The organism is Lawsonia intracellularis PHE/MN1-00 (genome assembly GCF_000055945.1).
GTDB classification, from domain to species: domain Bacteria; phylum Desulfobacterota; class Desulfovibrionia; order Desulfovibrionales; family Desulfovibrionaceae; genus Bilophila; species Bilophila intracellularis.
On record NC_008011.1, the window covers coordinates 504,369 to 526,830 of the forward strand.

The 22,462-nt window shown below is 33.2% G+C and carries 22 protein-coding genes and 2 tRNA genes; 9 read left to right on the forward strand and 15 right to left on the reverse strand.

The features are described 5' to 3' along the window. Positions 1-69: 69 nt before the first annotated feature. From trpA to LI_RS02300, 9 genes are read right to left on the reverse strand one after another with little or no spacing between them, the layout of a single operon-like run. Positions 70-849 (reverse strand): tryptophan synthase subunit alpha, encoded by a 780-nt coding sequence (trpA, locus tag LI_RS02260; protein ID WP_011526495.1) that lies wholly within the window; start codon positions 847-849, stop codon positions 70-72. A gap of 10 nt (positions 850-859) precedes the next feature. Further along, on the reverse strand, positions 860-2,029 hold the full coding sequence (gene trpB / locus LI_RS02265; RefSeq protein WP_011526496.1) for a tryptophan synthase subunit beta: 1,170 nt from the start codon (positions 2,027-2,029) through the stop codon (positions 860-862). After that, entirely contained in the window at positions 2,019-2,582 is a 564-nt protein-coding gene (locus tag LI_RS02270) for a phosphoribosylanthranilate isomerase (RefSeq protein WP_015353732.1), read from the reverse strand. The genes trpB and LI_RS02270 overlap by 11 nt, the downstream gene beginning before the upstream one ends. Before the next feature lie 31 nt (positions 2,583-2,613). Beyond that, positions 2,614-3,336, reverse strand: coding sequence for an indole-3-glycerol-phosphate synthase (locus tag LI_RS02275; protein ID WP_011526498.1), 723 nt, complete (start codon positions 3,334-3,336; stop codon positions 2,614-2,616). A 53-nt stretch (positions 3,337-3,389) separates the two neighbouring features. After that, positions 3,390-4,376: an anthranilate phosphoribosyltransferase gene (gene trpD, locus LI_RS02280; RefSeq protein ID WP_011526499.1), complete on the reverse strand. Its 987-nt coding sequence runs from the start codon at positions 4,374-4,376 to the stop codon at positions 3,390-3,392. Continuing rightward, a complete protein-coding gene (locus tag LI_RS02285; RefSeq protein WP_011526500.1) occupies positions 4,373-5,509 on the reverse strand; it encodes an aminotransferase class V-fold PLP-dependent enzyme in 1,137 nt (378 codons plus the stop codon). The genes trpD and LI_RS02285 overlap by 4 nt, the downstream gene beginning before the upstream one ends. Positions 5,510-5,511: 2 nt before the next feature. Further along, positions 5,512-6,330 (reverse strand): ABC transporter permease, encoded by an 819-nt coding sequence (locus LI_RS02290; RefSeq protein ID WP_011526501.1) that lies wholly within the window; start codon positions 6,328-6,330, stop codon positions 5,512-5,514. Further along, on the reverse strand, positions 6,320-7,054 hold the full coding sequence (locus tag LI_RS02295) for an ATP-binding cassette domain-containing protein (protein ID WP_011526502.1): 735 nt from the start codon (positions 7,052-7,054) through the stop codon (positions 6,320-6,322). Before LI_RS02295 ends, LI_RS02290 begins: the two co-directional genes overlap by 11 nt. 3 nt (positions 7,055-7,057) lie before the next feature. Next, positions 7,058-8,029, reverse strand: coding sequence for an ABC transporter substrate-binding protein (locus LI_RS02300; protein ID WP_011526503.1), 972 nt, complete (start codon positions 8,027-8,029; stop codon positions 7,058-7,060). A 1,686-nt stretch (positions 8,030-9,715) separates the two neighbouring features. Here LI_RS02300 and LI_RS02305 point away from each other — a divergent pair. Beyond that, positions 9,716-10,552, forward strand: a complete 837-nt coding sequence (locus LI_RS02305; RefSeq protein ID WP_011526504.1) for an SDR family oxidoreductase — start codon at positions 9,716-9,718, stop codon at positions 10,550-10,552. 46 nt (positions 10,553-10,598) lie between these two features. Here the strand turns inward: LI_RS02305 and bioB are convergent, their stop codons facing one another. Beyond that, positions 10,599-11,549: a biotin synthase BioB gene (gene bioB, locus LI_RS02310; protein WP_015353734.1), complete on the reverse strand. Its 951-nt coding sequence runs from the start codon at positions 11,547-11,549 to the stop codon at positions 10,599-10,601. Between the two features lie 34 nt (positions 11,550-11,583). Here bioB and LI_RS02315 point away from each other — a divergent pair, with 34 nt between their 5' ends. From LI_RS02315 to bioA, 5 genes are read left to right on the forward strand one after another with little or no spacing between them, the layout of a single operon-like run. Further along, complete coding sequence (locus LI_RS02315) at positions 11,584-12,729, forward strand: aminotransferase class I/II-fold pyridoxal phosphate-dependent enzyme (RefSeq protein WP_011526506.1); 1,146 nt, start codon at positions 11,584-11,586, stop codon at positions 12,727-12,729. Next, entirely contained in the window at positions 12,726-13,364 is a 639-nt protein-coding gene (locus LI_RS02320) for a hypothetical protein (RefSeq protein WP_011526507.1), read from the forward strand. Before LI_RS02315 ends, LI_RS02320 begins: the two co-directional genes overlap by 4 nt. Positions 13,365-13,383: 19 nt before the next feature. After that, a complete protein-coding gene (locus tag LI_RS02325) occupies positions 13,384-14,127 on the forward strand; it encodes a methyltransferase domain-containing protein (RefSeq protein ID WP_011526508.1) in 744 nt (247 codons plus the stop codon). Beyond that, entirely contained in the window at positions 14,127-14,738 is a 612-nt protein-coding gene (bioD, locus tag LI_RS02330; RefSeq protein WP_011526509.1) for a dethiobiotin synthase, read from the forward strand. Before LI_RS02325 ends, bioD begins: the two co-directional genes overlap by 1 nt. 3 nt (positions 14,739-14,741) lie before the next feature. Then, positions 14,742-16,019, forward strand: coding sequence for an adenosylmethionine--8-amino-7-oxononanoate transaminase (gene bioA / locus LI_RS02335; RefSeq protein ID WP_011526510.1), 1,278 nt, complete (start codon positions 14,742-14,744; stop codon positions 16,017-16,019). Between the two features lie 69 nt (positions 16,020-16,088). Here bioA and LI_RS02340 read toward each other — a convergent pair whose 3' ends face one another. From LI_RS02340 to LI_RS02350, 3 genes are all read right to left on the reverse strand, one after another. Beyond that, the gene (locus LI_RS02340) at positions 16,089-16,664 is read right to left on the reverse strand and encodes a L,D-transpeptidase family protein (protein WP_011526511.1); all 576 of its coding nucleotides are present in this window, start codon (positions 16,662-16,664) and stop codon (positions 16,089-16,091) included. A 1,041-nt stretch (positions 16,665-17,705) separates the two neighbouring features. Beyond that, a tRNA-Gly gene (locus LI_RS02345) sits at positions 17,706-17,780 on the reverse strand. Between the two features lie 3 nt (positions 17,781-17,783). Beyond that, positions 17,784-17,858: transfer RNA gene (locus LI_RS02350), tRNA-Cys, on the reverse strand. 318 nt (positions 17,859-18,176) lie between these two features. Here LI_RS02350 and LI_RS02355 point away from each other — a divergent pair. Beyond that, entirely contained in the window at positions 18,177-19,544 is a 1,368-nt protein-coding gene (locus tag LI_RS02355; RefSeq protein WP_011526512.1) for a sodium-dependent transporter, read from the forward strand. A gap of 91 nt (positions 19,545-19,635) precedes the next feature. On the opposite strand, the gene LI_RS02360 is transcribed toward LI_RS02355, so the two are convergent. Further along, positions 19,636-20,706, reverse strand: a complete 1,071-nt coding sequence (locus tag LI_RS02360) for an elongator complex protein 3 (protein ID WP_011526513.1) — start codon at positions 20,704-20,706, stop codon at positions 19,636-19,638. 67 nt (positions 20,707-20,773) lie between these two features. Between LI_RS02360 and LI_RS02365 the strand changes: the two genes are divergently transcribed. Continuing rightward, positions 20,774-21,214, forward strand: a complete 441-nt coding sequence (locus tag LI_RS02365) for an HIT family protein (RefSeq protein WP_011526514.1) — start codon at positions 20,774-20,776, stop codon at positions 21,212-21,214. 74 nt (positions 21,215-21,288) lie between these two features. Further along, positions 21,289-21,579, forward strand: coding sequence for an integration host factor subunit alpha (locus LI_RS02370; RefSeq protein WP_011526515.1), 291 nt, complete (start codon positions 21,289-21,291; stop codon positions 21,577-21,579). A 144-nt stretch (positions 21,580-21,723) separates the two neighbouring features. Here the strand turns inward: LI_RS02370 and LI_RS02375 are convergent, their stop codons facing one another. Next, positions 21,724-22,374 (reverse strand): 16S rRNA (guanine(527)-N(7))-methyltransferase RsmG, encoded by a 651-nt coding sequence (locus LI_RS02375; RefSeq protein ID WP_011526516.1) that lies wholly within the window; start codon positions 22,372-22,374, stop codon positions 21,724-21,726. Positions 22,375-22,462: the final 88 nt, after the last annotated feature.

The following is a 22,462-nucleotide window of genomic DNA, read 5'->3' on the forward strand; positions in this document are numbered from 1 at the left end:
TAATAGTCGCATCCAAGTTTACCTGTTACCTACTTAAAAAGGATTGAATGGCTGCTTCGCCTAGGATTATCATAACTTACCTCCATGTATAATATCCGCAAATTCTCTTGCTTTATCTTCGAATACACCTACCCCGGAGGTTTCAAGTATTGAAACCAGTTTACTCCCTATAATCACACCATCAGCAATTTGACTCACGTATCTGGCCTGGTCTATGGATGATATGCCAAATCCTACTGCTATTTTTGTATTAGGTAAGGCCTTACATAAACTATACAACTCCTCTTCTAAAGTATTCGATAAATCTTGTTGGATACCTGTTACAGAAAGTCTTGAGATATAATAAATAAAACTTGGCTGGAGCGTTATATAAATCGGTAGCCTTGCTAGATCTGTTGTGGGCGATACAAGCAACACAATTTCTAACCCAACCTCTTGAAGCATAGCATAAAAATCCTCTCCTTCTTCTGGAGGAAGGTCTATAATTAGCACTCCATTTACCCCAGCTGCTTTAGCTTGGTGAAGAAATTTATCGTAGCCGAAAGCCAAGATAGGATTAAGGTAAGTAAAAAGTATGATTGGCGTTTTGCAACCCATCCCCCTTATTACTTGTACTTGTTTTAATACTTCACCAAAGTTCATACCATTTCCCATAGCTACCTCAGCGGCTCTTTGATTTACAGGGCCATCAGCAATAGGATCAGAAAATGGCACCCCAAGCTCTATTATGTCAGCACCAGCTCGTGCAAGGGCCATAATAGCTTTTGTTGACACTTCTAAATTAGGGTGTCCACCCATAATAAATGGGATAAATATAGACTTGTAGTTGTCAAATGCTGCTTTTATCATTTTTATCCTCCTAATAGGTTGCTAAGGTTTCTACATCCTTATCCCCTCTACCAGAAAGGACTATGAGCATTATGTAACTTTGCGGTAAAAATGGAGCTACTTTAATAGCATAAGCTATAGCATGCGCACTTTCTAATGCTGGAATAATTCCCTCTAGCTTTGCAAGTGTAAAAGCCGCATTCAAGGCTTCTTGGTCTGTTGCATAAGTATATTGAACACGTTCTATATCATGCAAATAAGCATGTTCCGGCCCTACACTTGGGTAATCAAGTCCTGCCGAAATGCTATGCGTATTACTAACATTCCCATGGTCGTCTTGCAAAAGATAGCTCTTAGTCCCTTGTAACACACCTGGTTTGCCACCATTAAATCTGGCCGCATGCTCTCCAAGACACAGACTAATACCACCAGCTTCAACTCCAGTCATTTTTACTTGCAAATCTTGTAAAAATGGATGAAATAGACCTATAGAATTACTACCTCCACCAACACATGCAACTAATTCATCTGGTAACTCATCAATCATTTCCAATAGTTGCTTCCTTGCTTCAATTCCGATGATTCTTTGAAAATCTCGCACTATTGTAGGATAAGGATGTGGACCTAGTGCTGACCCTAGAACATAGTAGCTATCTTTAATATTGCTAACCCAATCGCGCATTGCTTCAGATGTTGCATCCTTAAGAGTTTGAGAACCATTATGCACTGCCTGCACTTCCGCCCCCAATATTTGCATCCGTACTACATTAAGGTGCTGCCGCTCCATATCAATAGCTCCCATATAAACAACACATTCCATACCAAGTAGACTTGCTATGGTTGCAGTTGCAACGCCATGTTGCCCTGCGCCAGTTTCTGCTATCAACCTACGCTTTCCCATGTGTTTTGCAAGTAACCCTTGGCCAACCGTATTATTGATTTTATGCGCACCTGTGTGAGTCAAATCCTCTCTCTTTAGATATATTGTTGCACCACCAAGGTGCTGTGTTAGACGTTTTGCAAAGTATAGTGGCGTTGGCCTTCCTACAAAGTGAGTGAGCAAATCTTGTAGTTCTTGCTTAAAAGCTACTTCGTGTTGAAGCTTTAGATACGCAGCTTCCAATTCTGCAAGTGGCGCTATTAATGTCTCAGGAGCATAAGCACCACCATATTCACCGAAGTATCCTTTTTTATTTGACATTTTTACACCTCATTAAAAATTCTTTTATAGCTAGCGGATTTTTGATTCCAGGCCGTTCTTCAACCCCACTTGCTACATCAACCGCAAATGGTTGCACATGTTTTATTGCTGCATCAACATTCAAATTATTTAATCCACCGGCTAAAATAAGCTTGTAGTCGGTAAGTTCTCTGGCCAAGTCCCAATTAGCAAGCCTACCAGTACCACCAAGTAAACCATCTTGTCGTTTTGGGGCATCAAGTAATATAAACCCATACTCTTGTAATATTGAAGATTCAGGTAACTCATCTTTAGATGATGCTTGCAAGGCTAGTATGATTCGCTTTTTATCCAAAGGTAATTTGAAATGTAGTTGATATATTTGGATCAGATCAAGAAACTCTAAAGCATCTAACATCTCATCTTGAGAATAATCGATCAAAATTCCTACTTTTATAACATGTATTGGTAATTGCGAAGTAATTTCTCTTGCTTTTTCCAATGAAACATAACGTGGGGAATTTTTATAAAAATTAAATCCAATCGCCCATGCGCCATTGTTTGCTGCAAACAATGCATCTTCTAGATTAGTGATTCCACAAATTTTAGCTTTTATTACACACCTCAGATATCAATTTTTGTAGTTCGACTCCAGGATTCTCATATTTCATCAAGGACGAACCAATTAGAAATCCATCAAATCCAATATCCATCATCTCTCGAATTTGAGTGGCATTATCTATCCCACTTTCACATATAGCATAACAATCATTTGGTATATACTTTATCAAGTTCCAAGCGGTATCCAAACTGATTTCTAATGTTTGTAAATTCCGATTATTAATCCCAATAATTTGAGGAGAAAGCTGCAAAGCTTGTTCTAACTCAAAACCATCATGCACTTCTATAATCGGTGTAAGGCCTAAATCTAAAGAATAATCATAAAGCTCTTTTAATAAATCTTTATTCAAGAAGGCCACAATAAGCAATACGGCATTAGCACCATATAAAAGCCCTTGTGCAATCTGTTTTTTGCTTAAAACAAAGTCTTTGAGTAATATATAAGAATTAAGATGAGCACCTCTGATATCTTTAATGAAAGATATGCTGCCTTGGAAATAGTCAGGTTCAGCTAATACTGAAAGAGCAGCAGCACCTGAATTAAGATAATCTCCGGCAATATCGACATGGTTTAGTTTACCTTGATATATCTGCCCACAAGAAGGACTTGAAAATTTTACCTCACTAATAATGATAGGTTTTGAAGAGGTGGTGAATATCTTGCAGAAATCTAGTGTATTTGGCATTTCTACGAGGCTATCAGGCATTAATTCAACTCTTCTTGTAACATGTGACCTAATTTTTTCTAAAAAATTTACGCTCAAATTGAACCTCTCATTTTATTTAATAAGGTAGTAACTTTCCCCTGTTCTATTGCGTCTTTAGTAAGCAATATACCTTCTGCAATACTAGAAGATTTTCCAGCAACATATAATCCAGCTGCAGCATTGAGAAGTACAATATCTAACTTAGGACCATTAATTGTACCAGATAATATGTCACAAATAAGGGTTGCATTTTTGGCAGCATCCCCTCCTCTTACATCAGAAAGTTGTGCTTTAGAAAAACCAAAATCCTCAGGATTGAGGCTATATTCTTTTATATCTGTACCATTAAGCTCAATTATATGAGTGTTACTGCTTATACTGAACTCATCTAAGCCATCATCTGAATGTACAACTAGCGCATGATTAACCCCTTGAGTTGCTAGTACTTCTGCTACTTTTTGTACTAAATCCCTTCGATATACACCTATGACACATCTTTTTGGTCGCATAGGATTAAGCAAAGGGCCTAGTATATTAAAAATGGTTGGGAATCCAAGTTTTTGACGCAATGCTCCATATTTTTTAAGTTCCTTATTAAATAAAGGAGCCCATAAATATGTGTAGTTTATCTGTTGCAAACTTTTTAAACTTTCTTCCACAGTCTGAGCTATTCGGATACCTAGAGCTTGTATAACATCCTGGCTTCCAACTTTGCTTGTAGCACTCCTGCCACCATGTTTTGCAACCATAATGCCGCAGCTTGCAATTACAAAGCTTGCAGCTGTAGAGATATTAAATGTGCCCTTACTATCGCCTCCAGTGCCAACAATATCTACAACTTCAAGGTCATGTGTTATCTTGGCTGAATGCTTGCTAAAATATTGCAATGCACCAAGTGTTTCTTCAGCTGTTTCTTTTTTAGCTTGGAGCAATGTTAAAACAGCAGACTGTTTTTCTGGTTCATATTCAGCAAATTCAGTAAATAACTCATAAGCTTCTTCCTGAGTTAAATTTTTTAAGTGTAATAATTTTTTCATCATGTTACCTTCTGCATTTGGTTATATTCTGGCTTTAAATACAAAGACCTTTCCATAATGAATTGAATTTGCTCAATACAAGACTCAATATTGCGGAGTGAAATATACAACGGATTCACACATAGGCGTATTAAATCTGGCGCGCGGTAATCACAGATAAACCCTGCATCTATAAGTGCACGCGAGAATGCATATCCATGCTTATGCATGAAAGCAACATGCCCACCTCTATTTTGTGGAGCATAGACTTCTATACCATGACTCTTTAATGATTTTATAAGGATATTACTATATTCCTTGGCTATAGAATAAGATTTAACTATTACCTCCTTATCAAATATTTCCAAGGCAGCTTCTAAGGCTTTCATACTTAATATAGCAGGAGTTCCGCTCATAAACTTTCGTACACCAAAAGAGGTGTATTCTTTTTCAAAAGAAAATGGCTGATTATGTCCTATCCACCCTTGAATCGGGCTTTGCATGTGTTCATGATACATTCTATTTGCATATATAAATGCTGGGCTTCCAGGGCCTCCGCTTAGATATTTATATGTACAACCTACGGCAAAATCAGTGCTACTTTCTTCTAAATCCACTGGAACTATCCCTATGCTGTGAGACAAGTCCCATACGGTTAGAACACCATATTTGTGTGCATATTCATTAATTGTTTTCATGTCTAACACAGAAGAGTCTCTGTAATTAACATGAGTTAACATAAGTACTGCCACTGTCTCATCTATATTTTTGTATATTTCATTAGATTTTATATACTTTACCTCAGATATCCCTTGTGCAATATATAAATCAGCTGGGAAATTATCATCAGTAGTGAGAATAATGTTACGTCCATTTTGTAGACTCATAGCTACTTTTAATGCCTTAAAAAGATTTAGCACTGTAGAATCACATACAATAACCTCATCAAATTTTGCACCTACAAGTGCAGCTATTTTGGCTCCTAACGCATATGATAAATCAATCCAACCACTTTTATTCCAACTACTAACCCCATATGAAGCAAAATCTTGTAGCGTGCTACAAACTGCATCTGAAGTTGTTTTAAGGCTGGGCCCTAAAGAATGTCCACACATATAAACTTTGCATTCAGGTAAAATAAACTTATCTACTAACATCTTTACTTCCCTTTTTGTATAGCAAGCACAATCAACACTATACTTCCTGTAAAGAATTTTAAGTCTGATGGAGCAAGGCCCAAAGATAGAGCTACTCCCTGAATTTGTTGATAAATAAGTGATCCAATGATAGGAGCTGCTAACTGCTTTGGTATCGTGCTATTACCCACTATTGATTCTCCAATCATCAGGCTGGCCAAGCCATGGATCACTATACCAACTCCCATACCTATATCCATGAATTGCTGCATCTGCACCATTAAGCTGCCTGCAAGACCAAACATAGACCCAGCAATGAATAAACCTAGGCTTGTATACTTATTTATACTAATCTTATGGTTTATAGCGAATTTAGGATTGCTACCTACTGTTCGAAAACGTAGGCCAAAATCAGTGTGTAAAAATAAGGCAAAAGGTACAATACAAAACATACCAACAATAATCAGCGATATAAAATCAAAATGTATGCCATCCATATCAAACAATGCTATATTTGGCTTGCCCATAATCCTAAGATTAATGCTATAAGCCATGGTACTGAGTATAATTCCAGCAAGTAAACTATTAACCTTCAGTCTTAAAGCAACTTGCGATGTGCCCACTGCCAGTAATCCTCCAGCCATAATACCAGCCATCATAGCTAATATTTGCGGCATATTTGCAACCATTAAGCTTGCACATACCGCCCCTCCAAGTGGGTAAGCTCCTTCTGCTGTTAAATCTGGAAAATTGAGGAAACGAAATGGAATCATAATACCAAAGGCAATAATTGCTAATATTAACCCTTGTAATACTCCGGTGTAGAGAAGCTCAATTGACATTTCCACCTCCAGATACTAGAAGCTGATCTTCATATTGATGGAACATCGTAAGCAACCCCTGCACAGTCATGGCCTTCTTTTGAGCCCCATGAATGTCTAACACTATTTTGCCTTGGTGGAGCATAATAAGGCGATTACCATATTTTATAGCATCATCCATTTTATGCGTGATCATTATAGTAGTGAGTCCATGATTTATAGCTTGTTGATGAGTATATTCCATAAGCAAAGTTTGCATTTTAGGATCAAGCGCTGATGTATGCTCATCTAACAGCAAAATTTGTCGACCAGAAATGATTGCCATTAGGGTTGCAATCATCTGCCTTTGTCCACCAGATAACATTTTTAGAGGTTGATTGATATAATCCTCCAAACCACCATCTAACTCTTTTAGTTTTTGAAGGATTTGATCTTTATATCTTTTATAAAACAACAATTTTGGTTTTATTATTTCACTTAAAGCAATATTCTCAAGCAGTGTCATTTCAGGCACAGTGCCTAAATTTACATCTTGTACAACTTGTGCCACGTCACCACTTAGCTTTATTGCACCAGAATCAGCCTGATATTCTGAGCTTATCAACTTAAGTAAAGTAGATTTACCGCATCCGTTAGCCCCAATAAAAACACAAAAATCTCCACGTTCTAAATATAGACTTATATCATTTATTACAGGCCTAAAAAGTCCTGGGAATGACTTTGTAACTTTTATAATATTAATCATAAGTCACTCCACAATTTCTATATTAGAAGGAATGGCAATACCTAATTCTATTGCAAGTTTTTTATTGATCACGCCATGGTGATCCTGAGCACTTGGGTAAATTGGTACTAATTCGCTAATTTTTTCCCCATGTAATATCGCACTTACTAATTTTCCTGTATTTCTACCAACCGCATAGTAATCTACCCCAAGACCAGCTATTACCAATCCATCTCGCACAGCTTGAATATCAGCATTGAACACTGGTATACGCATTTTGTGTGCTTCTACTGCAATTGCTGGTAGTGTTGGCTGTATTGGCCCGCTTACGCCTACATATATTAGATCTACTTTACCTTTAAATCCTTGCATCCTAATAGGCACCTCTCTTGCTTGTTCAACTGGTATGGCAACAACAGACATGTCGTACTCTGAAGCTGCTGATTGCATCATCTTCACCAATGAGGTGTCATTGCTATCAGAAGTTGCATATAATAAACCTATGCTTTTAGCGTTAGGTAATAAAAATTTTGCAAACTGAAGTAGGCTGTTAAGGTCTTGCATATCAGAACTACCCGTCATATTATCATCTGATTTATTGTACTCTTGGAGTAAACCAACACCTACAGGATCTGTGACTGAGCTATAAATTAAAGGAAGGTTTTTGATTTTACCTTTAGCAAATTGGGCAATGGGGGTAGATATCACTACCATAGCTTTTGGGTGATGAGCTCTTAGGCTTGCTATTGTTTGTGGTATGAGAGCGTGATCAAAGCCGACATCTGCAATTTCATAGCGGATAGTTTGGTTCTCGGTAAAGCCTTCTACTTGCATCTGCTCTTTGAAACCAGCTATAACAGCATCAAGCGATGTATGTGGCCCATAATTAGCTATTGCTACAACAGGCAGCTTATTGTTTACCTTATTATTATAAGTAATAAATGCTATTACTAAAGTTATAACTACAGCAATAAAATAGAAGAAATTTTTCTTCATGTGTACTCCATGTCAATATTTGAGTTTTATAGATGAAGGTGCATTAGATTAATTCTAATGCAGCTCAATTACATATAAGAAAGTAACTATTAAATATATTGGCCGAACGGCCATGACATAGAGAAAATAGAGGATGATTGAGATAGATATTCTAAAATGAGGGATAACATGTTATAAACCATAGAATAAAAAATTGACAACGTAACGCCCACAAACAACTTAGCGCCAACGCCATCGCCCAACTATCAAATTTTTTATTACTAAGTTTAACAACATTGTTTTTGTTCCATTATAAAATAAATTTATAATAAAAATTATAATTAAACTAAAATGAACGAACTGTCAAGCACATAATATTTTTTTAGTGTGTAATGATAGCCACTCTGTTTAAATTAACTTACAACTAAATAATTTGCTTTGTTCATGCCAAAGATTTGGAATGTTTTACATGAGATCGGAAGGTTTCATATGGCAGGGTTGATGCCCTAAAGGAATAGCTTTTTTAAGTTTTAGTACAAGGAAATTAAACCTGAAAATCAGCTGTATATATTTAGCTGTGACTTTATTTGCATCACATAAATCTACATGATTTGATATTTACCCAATTTAAGCTGACGCTGCCATAGTTGAACATAGATTTGACTATTATGATATAATAGCCGGATTCTGAGTCGTTAATTGAGTTTAGCCTTTAGGCACCAGTACCACTTTCTACTACCTTACTTTTAAGATGAATGGGCATGAATACTGATAATTCATTTTACCATAGATATACCTCTATTCCTTCATGCAGTAATAAACTCTGTAGCCTATCTGTATAGATGTGTACACCAATGCCATCCTATCACATAAAAACTGTTTTGAGCAGCAAACAAATGGTGCAATATTGCTTAATGAGAAAGAGCAAATCCTAAATCACGTCAACCTACTGCAACATTACAAAGGCTTCATCTATGGAGTTTATCCCTTCAGAGACTTTATAGCAGTAACTTCAGGGCATTCAATAAGCTGCCGTACATGGTTTTATGATGAGAAATACAGCTTTTGCCATGTAAAATGGTTGATGAAGGTATAATAACAATAAAGTTTATCCTTCTTTTTGGTGTAGGTTAGTGTCATGGACACATCACAAACCTAACAACGACTTCTTTGTTAATAAGATAATGACATTTGAAAGATTTTCACAACTCCGGCTAGATCATGATTGATGCAGATATATAACAACAAATACGATATCGGAGCTTGATGCTTGAAAACAGCAAATTTGGTTCTCTACTTTCTAATTACTCAGGAATAAATCCTTACAAAGTCGCAAGTCAATCTTTGATATGAGGGGAGTTATAGGCCACAGGAATGTTTGCTTGATGCAGTTTTTTCATAACCACACAGGCAATTTCGATAGATTCTAGTTCTTAGTTTGATATGATGTAAGCTTAATATATCTCTACCTTTTATTATTTATTATACCGATAAATTATTGTGGTAAACTGATCTACCCCAATCTGACTTTATTATATCATACCAATTTATATCAGTGTTCATTTTCTTACTTACAATCATCTCGACTAAGCACAAAAAATATAATAAGATAACATTAGACATTGTGCTAACTATTTCTATAATAAATATTTTAACTACTTTACTAAATATAGTATCATAGTATTAATCTTACCTATAGTTATTATTATGAATATGATAAAACACTGCTTAATACTTATTATTTTTTTAGTAACTACATTACATACCCATCTATATGCTCACCAGGCAAATAGGACTATACTTATTACAGCATCCACTGGTGCTATTGGAGAAGCTATATCTACTCTACTAGCTTCAGAAGGATATAACTTAGTTATTGCTGGTAGAAATAGCAATAAACTTATAACCCTTCAAAAAAAATTACAAACAAAGCATAAAGATATTTCTGTTCAAACAGTTATTATTGATTTTTCAAATATTGAATCTATAGAAACTGCTGTAAACCAAGTTCAACAGCTTCATGGTATTGTTCTCATTGGTCCAAGACCATCTTTAAAGAAAGAAGATATCCCTAGTAAAGAAGAATGGAATAAAGCATTTAATGAAACTTTTATTAATCCACTTGAAGTACTTCGACATTTTAACCCAAAAATAGCAGATAAAAGTAGCATAGTTATTATTTCAGGTAATACTTCTAAAAACTATTTCCCACAATTTCCTAATACAAATGTTATACGTGTTGCTTGGGTTGCTGAAGTAAAAAATCTTATATACTTTTTTGCAAAACGACATATCCGTGTAAATCTTGTCTCTCCTGGAATTATCTTAACAGAACATCATAAAAAAGTTATCCAACAAAAAGCAATAACACATAACATATCTTTTAAAGAACAACTTACCAGAGAGGTCTCTTCTATTCCTCTAAAAACATATGGAACAACTGAAGATGTTGCTCAACTAGTATCATTTTTACTTTCCAATAAATCTAAACACTTGAATGGAGCAAATATTACCCTTGATGGTGGAGAAGCTACTTCTTATTAAATCAATAATACAGTACGTTACTCTTTTCGCCTTTAATATATTAGTATTAATGACATATGGTCTGAACTTTTTCTAATCCAATCTTCTGGAATAAAAGATCATCTTGTTCTGGTTGTGGTCCATCAGTTGTAAGAAGTCTTCCTCCATAAAATATAGAGTTTGCCCCTCCCATAAAGCATAGCGTTTGTAATTCATCAGACATTTGTTCACGTCCTGCTGCAAGTCGAATATAAGATTTTGGCATCAAAATTCTTGTAAGAGCTATTATTCTTACAAAATCAAATGGATCAATATCACTTTGAGGGTTAAGAGGTGTACCTGCAACTTTGACAAACCTATTAATAGGGACAGATTCAGGCTGTTCTTCTAATGTTGCAAGTAATAGCAACATGGAGATACGATCATCAATAGTTTCACCTAACCCTATTATACCACCAGAACAAAGTTTAATACCAAATTTTCTTACAGCCTTTAATGTAGCAAGACGATCATCAAAGGTATGTGTTGTAGCAATGTGCTCATAAAACTCAGGTGATGTATTCATATTATGGTTATAAAAATCAAGCCCTGCCTTTTTTAGCATAGCAATTTGATGTTCTTTTAAAAAACCTAAGGTTACGCATGTCTCTAAACCTAATTTTTTTACTTCTTCAATCATCTGACAGACAATTTTCAAATCCTTATCTAAAGGACTACGCCAAGCAGCTCCCATACAAAACCGAGTACTACCAAGTTCTTTTGCTTTTTTTGCTTCTGAAATTAAAGTATCAATATCCACTAAAGGTTCTTTTTGAAGATCAGTTTTATAGTGAGAAGATTGAGAACAATAACCACAATTTTCTGGACAGTTGCCTGTTTTTATGTTCAAAAGCATACTAATCTGAATCTTATTAGGATCAAAATATTTTCTATGTATTGTTTGAGCTTTATATAAAAGTTCAAGCAAAGGAAGATTAAAAATTTGCTTTGCTTCTTTAAATGTCCAATCATTACGCATAATAAAAAATAACCCCATTATTAAAAAAACAAAAATGTATTACAGATATAAACAATATATATCTCATCTTCATGATACAAAAAAATATCGTAGCTTACCAGTCATTCATAAAAATTACAAAAAAGATATCCTTGATTTTTCTACAAATGACTATCTACAATTAGCTTATCACCCTAACCTTATTAATGCTGCAATTATGACAGGTAGTACCTATGGAGTAGGATCCACAGGCTCTAGACTTCTTTCAGGAAATAATGAACTATTTGAACGTCTAGAAACTACTATTGCACAAGATAAACATACTGAAACAGCTATGCTGTTTATATCTGGTTTTCAAACAAATGTAAGTGTATTATCAGCATTATTAGATCACCATGTATTAAAAATGCAACCTCTTGTATTTTTTGATAAGTTAAACCATGCAAGCCTCTATCAAGCTGTTTTTTTAAGTAAAGCTGAACTTCTTCGTTATTATCACAATAATATGGAACACCTATCATCCCTTTTAAAAAAATATAAAGATGATAATAGACCTAAATTTATTGTTACAGAAACACTCTTTGGCATGGATGGAGACATAGCACCCCTTACAGATATTGTTTCACTTTCATCGCAATATCAAACATTTTTGTACTTAGACGAAGCTCATGCTACAGGTCTTACAGGTATTCATGGATATGGCCTATCAACAACAGTAAATCTCAGTCATATACCACATATAGTTATGGGTACTTTTAGTAAAGCACTTGGATGTAGTGGCGGATACATAGCTTGTAAGCAACTTATTAAGGATTACCTAATAAATAAAGCTACTGGCTTTATTTATTCCACAGCAGGCTCTCCTATGGTTTTAGGAGCAGCACAAGAAGCATGGAATCTTATAAGAACACTAGATAACCAACGTGCACACCTCAACTCTTTAAGTAAAGAATTACGAGATGGGTGTAACCAACTAGGATTTAATATAGGAACTAGTTCTTCACATATTATTCCTCTTATTTTAGGCTCAGAAGAAGATGCATCTCATGTTCATAAGAAACTTTTAGAACACCATATCCTTACCTCTTATATCAGACCTCCAACTGTTCCTCCAAAGACGTCTCGTATTCGTATTGCTCTTAATGTTGGTCATAATAAAGCAGATATAGAGCGTCTACTACAACTACTTTCGACCTTATGAAAAAATATTTTATATTTTGTCACGGCTTTGGTTATAATAAAAACTTTTGGAAGCCGCTTTTACCCTTTTTTACTAATGAAAAATGTTTAGTATTAGATCTAGGCTATTATGGAAATCATTCTTTATTAACAAGTGATATTAGAAATAAAAAACTCATAGGTATTGGACATTCATTAGGTTTATTAAAACTTTTACAATTAAGTATAAACTTTGAGTATCTTATTGGATTAAACAGCTTTATAAACTTTCTTGGTAATGATACTCAACTAGCTCTAACAAGAAAAACTGAACTCCAAAGGTTGACCAAACATTTTCTCGTCTCTCCCCTAAAAACTCTATATAACTTTCACAAACGATGTGGTGTACCTATTAAAAAAAATATATTAACTACCTTTAATTTTTATACATTATATGAAGATCTTACACTCCTTTCATCTTTATCAACAATCCCATATAATCAAAAAGGACTTATTATAGGCTCTCAAAATGATCCTATTGTTCCTCCGCAGCTCATCTATGATAATTTTAAAATATATCCTAATATGACTATAAAAATAATACCTAGTGGTGGACATGGACTAGGATTTCTATATCCTCAAAGGATATATCAATATATTAAAGACGTTTTAATGTAGAATAAAAATTAATTAGGTAATGATAAAACAAAAAATACAATCCAGCTTCGACGTTGCTAGTGATACTTATGACACAGTAGCCCATATCCAAAAAGAAAGTGCATATATTTTAGTAAAAAATCTACATAATACAATATCTACATTCTATCCTAAAACAATTTTAGACTTAGGAACTGGTACAGGTTATATCCCCGAGATATTATTATCATATTATCCTTATGCTTCTTTTATGCTTAATGATATTGCTCCAAAAATGATTAATAAGGTTCAACAAAAATTTAATAAAACTAGCAATATTTCCTTTTACATAGGAGATATGGAATCTATACAAATTAAACCATATGATCTTATTATCAGTAACTTTGCATTTCAATGGATCGAAAAATTAGAAACTATGCTAAAAAAGTTATATAATAATTCAAAAGTATTAGCATTTTCTTGTTTACTTGATGGTACATTTAAAGAATGGAAACAAATCTTACAATCTTATAATATCCCATCACCCTTAAAACAATATCCACAACAACCAGTATTGTATAAATGTATATCAGCACTTGGTAGTACCACTCATTACCTTGAAACAAAATGTTTTCAGCTACCATTTACTGGTGCACGTTCTTTTGTAAACTATTTAAAGCACCTTGGTGCAGCTGTAAGTAATAAACCTCTTCCCACCCAAAAAGTAAAAAATCTTATTACAAACTATAATGAATCATTTCATGTAACATACAATGTTTTTTTTGGAATCATGGAGAGAAAATAGTGCAATTTTTTATTATAGGAACTGATACAAATGTCGGAAAAACAATAGTGTCAAGTTGGTTATGCCTGCATACAGCATATGACTACTTTAAAATGATACAAACAGGATCAATTAATGGTACCGACAGTGATATATTAAAAAAATTGACATACAGTAAAATACATAAAGAAGCTTACTGTTATAAAGAACCACTATCTCCACACTTAGCTGCAAAGCTTGAACAAGACGAAATCAACATTAATAATATTATACTACCAAATGCTTCTAATCTAGTTATTGAAGGTGCAGGAGGACTACTTGTTCCTATTAATCAGCAATATTTGCTTCTTGATATCATTAGTTACCTTATGTTACCTGTTATACTAGTCACACATTCACGGCTAGGTACAATTAACCATACACTCCTTACATTACAAGCACTCAAATCAAAAGGGATAGAGGTAGTAGGAGTAATTGTAAATGGTAAGCCTAACCAAGATAACTGTGATGCAATAACTTGGTATGGCAAAACAACAATACTTGCTCAATTTCCCTTCTTATCTACAATAACAAAAACAACTTTAAGAAACATTCCATTAACACAAGAACTAAAACAACTCTTTATAGTATAACATATGCTTTCCCTTACAGAACGTGATAAAAAAATTATATGGCATCCGTTTACACAAGAAAAAACTGCAGATCCAGTTATAAGTATTAGTCATGCTAAGGGTTCATATGTTTTTGATGAAAACGGAACAGCTTATCTTGATTGTATTTCTAGTTGGTGGGTTAATCTTCATGGCCATTCACATCCAGATATTGCACAAGCTATCTATGAACAAGCACTAAAACTTGAACATATTATTTTTGCAAAATTTACTCATTCCCCTGCAGTAGAATTGTGTGAACAACTTACATCCATTCTTCCACTAACATTAACAAAATGCTTCTTTTCAGATAATGGTTCAACTTCAGTAGAAATTGCATTAAAAATGGCATACCAATATTGGTATAACAAAAAACATCCTGAAAAAACACTCTTTTTAAGTTTTGAAGGTGCTTATCATGGAGATACATTTGGTACAATGTCTATAGGAAGCTCAGGCTTTCATAACATTTTTTCATCATTTTTTTTCAATGTATTACGTATTCCATACCCAGATACCTGGGATGGAGATAATGAAATAGAAAAAAAAGAAGCACATGCACTCCATGTCTTAGATAAATACTTATTGGAATATAAAAACACAATTGCAGCTATTGTTATTGAACCACTTATCCAAGCTGCAAGAGGTATGAGAATATGCAGACCTGCATTTTTAAACTCCATTATTAAAAAAGTTCGTAATGCAGGAATATTAGTTATTTTTGATGAAGTTATGACAGGGTTTGGAAGAACAGGAACCTACTTTGCTTTTGAAAAGCTAGATGTAATTCCTGACTTTTTATGTCTTTCAAAAGGACTCACAGGTGGATTTTTACCTCTTGCACTTACTATCACAACTGACGAAATTTACAATGCATTTTTACATGAAGAATGGAAATATGCTCTTGCTCATGGACATTCTTTCACTGCAAATCCTTTAGGTTGTGCAGCAGCACTTGCTTCATTAAAACTATTATTACATGAAAAAACGACATTAGCTATGCAGTCCATCCACCAGGCACACATAGATGGCATCTCATTTTTACAAAAATCCTGTTCAAATGTAACCAAAACACGTGTATTAGGTACTATTAGCGCCTTTGAACTTCATGATACTACTCATATTAAACAGATAGAATCCTCTTTTTTAGCTAATGGATTACTATTAAGACCACTTCATAATGTTATTTATATAATTCCACCATATTCAACAAATTATAAGGAATTAATGGATGCTTATAACAAAATATGTAAAATTTTATAAGGAAAGTCAGGTAAGAACTAAAATTACAATTTTTGTCTGATTTCTCTTATTCTATCACTATTATATTCCTTACTGTATAATAACTTTACTTGTCTTATCTAGCTTACTTAAAATTTCAACTAAATCATCTTGTGCAAAGGCAATACAACCATCTGTTCCTAAAAATCCTTCCCTTGCCACATGAATAAAAATAGCACTACCTTTACTAGGAATAGGTGGACTATCATTATAACCTACAACTATAATAAGATCATAAACATCGTCATCTCTATATAATTTTTCATGACTTATTGAATTGTTAAAACATGTTAAATCAACAAATTTATTATACTGAATAGATGTTGGATCATCACACCACCCATCATTCTTTTTTATTTTTCTACTAGGTAATCCTGTTTTTATGTTATTTCCTATTTTATCCTCTCTAAAAAATACTTTACGCAATGGAAACTTTCCTAAAGGAGTAGATTTATCTCCTTCTACCTTACAGTTTGAAGTACCATTTTTACCTATACTACACTTATATGTTTTTTCATCTAATGTTGCTTGGCAAATATTATCTTTATAAACTATATATAAATCATGAGCATTTGCATGAACTATTAAAATAAACAATATTAATAGAGTATGAAATAACTTTAGCATAATTAAGATCTTTATTATAATTATATATTAATAAATCAATATAAATAATATTAATAAAAAAATATAAATATAGAAAACATTAATTTTTTTTTTAGAATAGATATATTGTCTATCTATAACTTACTAAGTATAGTATAAAATTTTATTATTAGCTATTTATAATCTTTAGTAAATTAAAATAATAATATTATATTCGATAGGTCAATTATGGAGTATTCTATAGTTATATTATAACTCTATATAATAAGTAAAAAATTATATAGTATTAATACTACATTATGTAACTAAAACATTACGTAGTACTTCATATATTCTAATACCCAACTCCAACTACTTATTAATGACAACTATACTCTTTTCAGTGAGTTTACTAAGTAAGCTCAAGGAGATCTTATTTAGAAACCTTACATTCTGTAAGCAAATAATGCTGGTTAGCTAAACGAATAAAAACTGCACTTCCTTTCCCTAGGACAGTTGGACTATCTTATAACCAACTACAATAAGCAAATTAAAAAATCATCATGTCTATGTATAAAGTTTATTAGCATATATATCTTAGTTCTATATATTTATTATAATATTTAGCTTAAGAAGCTTCACATCAAACATTATAAAACTGTAATTTACGTGTATGTAAAACTGTCTTTAATATAGGATAGACTTTATTTTATCTAAAAAATTTATGTAATGGAAATGTTCCTAAAGGAGTATATTCATCTTCTTCTATTTTTTTTACTTGAAGTACTATTCTTACAAAGACTACGTATATACTTTTTACCATATAACGATGAAAAACAAGAATCATTATTATAAAATATTTCAATATATTGTTCTACAACAGTAGAAAAACATAATCAGAATAGAAAATAAAAATACTATACTTTTTTACTATAAATTATCTCTTAACTATATTATTAGTCCTTATAGAGAGTTATAGTATACCTAACTATATACTAAATATCTTTAGTGAAGATACGTTTTAGTTATTTAATTAATAAGGTAAAATAAATATAAAAAGGTACAAAAAGTTGAGAATAGTAATGGAGCGGGAGACGGGATTTGAACCCGCGACTTCAACCTTGGCAAGGTTGCACTCTACCACTGAGTTACTCCCGCAGATGGAGGCGGCATCCGGATTTGAACCGGAGAATAAAGGTTTTGCAGACCTCTGCCTTACCGCTTGGCTATGCCGCCATAGTATTTTATAAAAAGCAAGTAGGGCAAAAATGTTATTGTTTACTACACATAATAAGCCAACTTAAAATAACAAATAGAGATAACGTCTCTATTCCTATGTTACCTTATGATACTAGCGTAGATATATTCATAGCCAGCTGAAACATATGTCTATCCAAGTTCAATGTCAAGATTATTGTGTGAATATTATAAATGAGATCAGATATAAAGTAATAGCTATTAACAAAAAATGCTTGCTTAAAAACTCTAGATCTTCTATGTCCAAATTAAGAATAATGAATAAATATATAAGAGAAAAATGAATAGGTAAATGACATGGTAGAGAAACAAAAACGAGATAGTTTTACATCTAAAATCGGTATACTGGCAGCAACGCTTGGATCTGCAGTCGGATTAGGAAATATATGGAAATTTCCAACTGTAATAGGACAAAATGGAGGAGCATCATTTCTTCTTATCTATATTATTGCAACTATTGTTGCAGGTCTTCCAATTATGATTGCTGAAATTGCTATTGGCCGCTCTACTCGAGCAAATGCTGTAGAAGGATTCAAAAAACTTTCTTCAGGTTATTGGTGGTTAGTTGGATTTGCAGGTACACTCTCTACTGTCTTTGTCCTTGGTTTTTATACAGAAGTAGCAGGCTGGATATATGCTTATATTTTTAAAGCTGCAAATGGCTCTATAAATACAACACAACCTGTTGTTGCAGGATACATTTTTCAAGAACTTCTTAGTAACCCATGGCAAACACTATTATGGCAATGGCTTGTAATTATTCTTGTTGCTACGATAGTTTTACGAGGTGCATCAAAAGGTATTGAAAAAGCTGCAACTATCCTGATGCCGATTCTCTTTATCCTACTTATCATTATATGTATCCGTAGTATAACACTACCCAACGCAATAGAAGGACTACGTTTCCTTTTTATGCCTGACTTCTCAAAAATAGATGGTAGAGTTATTTTACTTGCAATGGGCCTTGCATTTTTTAAACTCTCAATTGGAATGGGTGTGATGCTAACCTATGGTAGCTACTTCAAAGATGATGTTAATATTCCTTATATGGCTACAAAAGTTATGCTATTAGATCTAGTTGTATCACTTCTCTCAGGGATAGCTATCTTCCCAGTAGTATTTTCTTTTGGCTTTGAACCAAGCTCTGGACCAGGATTACTTTTTATAACTATCCCTGCAGTATTTGATTCAATGCCTGCTGGACAGATTTTTACAGGAGCCTTTTTTATCCTTGCAGCAGTTGCATCTACAGGAGCTATGCTCTCACTTTTTGAAACACCTGTAGCTTGGGCAATCGACACTTTTAATCTTTCCAGAAAAAATACTACAATTATTATTATGTTATTCTTTATAGCCTTTGGAGCACCTGTTGCACTTTCTGAAAACATATTAAAACACATAACAATCTTTGGGATGAATTTCTTTCAGCTTTATGATTTTCTTTCCTCCAATATCCTTATGCCATTAGGAGGCTTTTTCCTCTGTATCTTTGTAGGATATGTTTGGAACAAACAAATGGTAATGCATGCTATTTCAAATGGAGGGACTTTACATAATCAAGGTCTTATCAAACTTCTTTTGTTTCAATGTAGATATGTTACTCCTGTTATTATTCTTATAATTATGCTACATGGGTTCAATTTATTTGCATATATATTTAATTAAATGTACAGAAATAACCAAGTAAAAATATTCTTATAGCTTAAAAAGAATATTTTTACTTGGTTTTGCTATTTTAACTTACTTATTAAGTAAACTATAAAAAAATCAGCTTTCCATAGTTAATGGTATTACTCCACTGAATATTTACAGAATTAATACCAATAGAAGCCCAATGCTTTTTAAGCATACCTGCATGCCCATAAAAAAAACCTTTACAAAAAGATGGTAAACAAACAGAAGATGGAGATTGACCAATTTGTTTTACTTTCTCATAAATAAGATGAAATAATGCTTCCCCCTGAATCATACTTCCTAATGCAGGATGTCTTGGCCCTGCTAAAATGGAAGCTTCCAATGTATCTTCAGGGGCTAAACTTAACCGAATAACAGGGATCTTTTTAGACCACGCCCTTACTAATCCCTTGCCCAATATTTTTACTGTTGTATTAATATCCCATGGCTGATATAAGCCCTTTCTCCATATATCAGCAAGTTGTGTACCATCAACAACTAAACATGGATAAAACCTTAAGCATGCAGGATTTTGTTCCAAAGATTGTTCAACGTCATTAAGAAAAACTTCTGCTGTACTTCCAGGCATTCCAGGAAGTAATTGGATTCCTAACCTAAGACCAGCAGATAATATGTTATAACATCCTTCTTTAATAATATGTTGTGTATAACCACGCCGTACAAGACTTAATGCTATATTTGAAAAACTTTGTACTCCAAGTTCAATAAGATTGATACCTGCAGCTTTAAGTTTAGTAAGTATTGCTGGGCTTACTGCATCTGGTCTAGTAGAACATCTTGCACCAGATATAAGCCCTTCTGCAAGACACTGCTTTACCATATTTAAACATAGTTGCATGCTAGCTGTAGGTAGTAATGTGAATGTTCCACCATAAAAAGCAATCTCAGGAAGTAATTTTTCACTAGAAAATGTATTTTTTTCTTTTTTCAAGCGAGTAAAAAGGTTGGCAAGGTTATCAGAAAGAGATATCTTGCTTCCTCCATATCCTAAGCCTGTTTGTTTATCTTGAGCACAGAATATACATCGATGTGGACATCCTTCAAATGGTAAAAAAATAGGTATAATACGATTATACTTTTTTTCCCCTAATACTCCAAGTTGGAAGGAATATGTTTTTATATTAGTATACATACAAATATAGCTCCAAGCATATATTAATAGTATATCCTAATTATAACTAGGTATAAAGAGAACATTTATGAGTATGTCAAATCAAACAGATTGCATTTTTTGTAATATCATACAAAAAAAAATACCCTGTGTTTCCATTTATAACTCTGATAACTTTATTGCATTGTTAGATATAAATCCTGTGAATAAAGGACATACACTTATTGTTCCAACACAACATGTAGAAACAATGTTTGATATAGACCCATCACTAGGGACAGATTTGCTTAGTATTATGCAACATATTGGCCCTGCCATTATGAAAGCGACAAATGCTGAGGGAGTCAATGTAATACAAAATAACTATGTGGCTGCTGGTCAAGAAGTTCCTCATCTTCACTGGCATATTATACCACGCTTTATAGGAGATTCACGTATACGCTGGGAAAAAGGAAAATATAAAAATCATCAAGAAATGATAGATATTGCTACAAATATTAATTCCATAATTTATAATGATTATTCATAAGCAATATCCTATTTATTGTCATACAATCATTCTTCTATCAATTCAACTTCTAGCCTACTCTTTCTGGAGAAGATATGAACAATGTACTAACTAAAGTAGATATCATTGATGCTATTTATGAAAAAATAAATAACAACAAAGCTGATATTAAAAATATTGTAGAAACTCTGTTATCTATCATGAAACAAGCCATTAAAACAGATAATACATTACTTATTAGTGGTTTTGGGAAATTTGAAGCTTATAGTAAACATACCCGTAAAGGTAGAAATCCACAAACAGATGAAGCTATTACTCTACCATCTAGGAAAGTCATTGTTTTTCGATTGTCAAAAAAATTTCGTACAGAACTTAATAAACTGTAGCATTCTATTTGTAAGAATAGAAGAAGTATAATAAATACATTATAATTCAAAAATAACTAGATTTAATTAATAAACTATAAAATAACTATGTAAGTTTGTAGCTTTCCAAGCTAAAAAGGAGGGTTTGATATTTCATAATTTTTATTAACTAGCTTTTTTTAATGCTACAAAAAATCGTTTTTCACCTCCTATAGAATATGGGTATGTTGTTTGGATATACCAACAACTATCTATATTCTTAGGAATATCATTTAAAAGTAGAACAATAACTCCTTTAAAAGATATCTTTTTTTCTATTAACTTAAGAAGAGCCTGCCATGGCATAAAGGCACGGCTTACAATTAATGCAACATCAGACAAACAGTTTGCTAACATAAATTCCTCTACACGACCACAATAAACATATGTTTGTGTAAGAGGATATTGTGCTAATAGTGTTTTAAGAAAAATTGCACGTTTTTCTCGAGACTCCACAAGCCAGTAAGAACCTTCTTTCCATATAATTCTAAGAGGGATACCAGGTAGACCAGCACCAGAACCAAAATCCCAACAAAGAGGATCTGTAGGTAGACTTAGGGAACGAATAAATATTGCCAGATGAAAACTATCTATAATAAGATTTGAACATATTGTTTTCCAAGTTGTAAATCCTACAAGGTTCATAACCTTATTCCATTTCGTCAATAAACAAAGATAACCTCTTAATGATTCAATCTCTTGATCTGAAAGGGAAAAACCTAACTGTAAACAATACTGTCTTATTTCTGTTAATGGAACTAAAGAACTGATTGGCAAAAAACTATTCCTTTATCTATCTAATATTTTTACTTAACAAAGTACAACATGTAACCACTATTTGAGTAGTACTGATAAGATAATACTA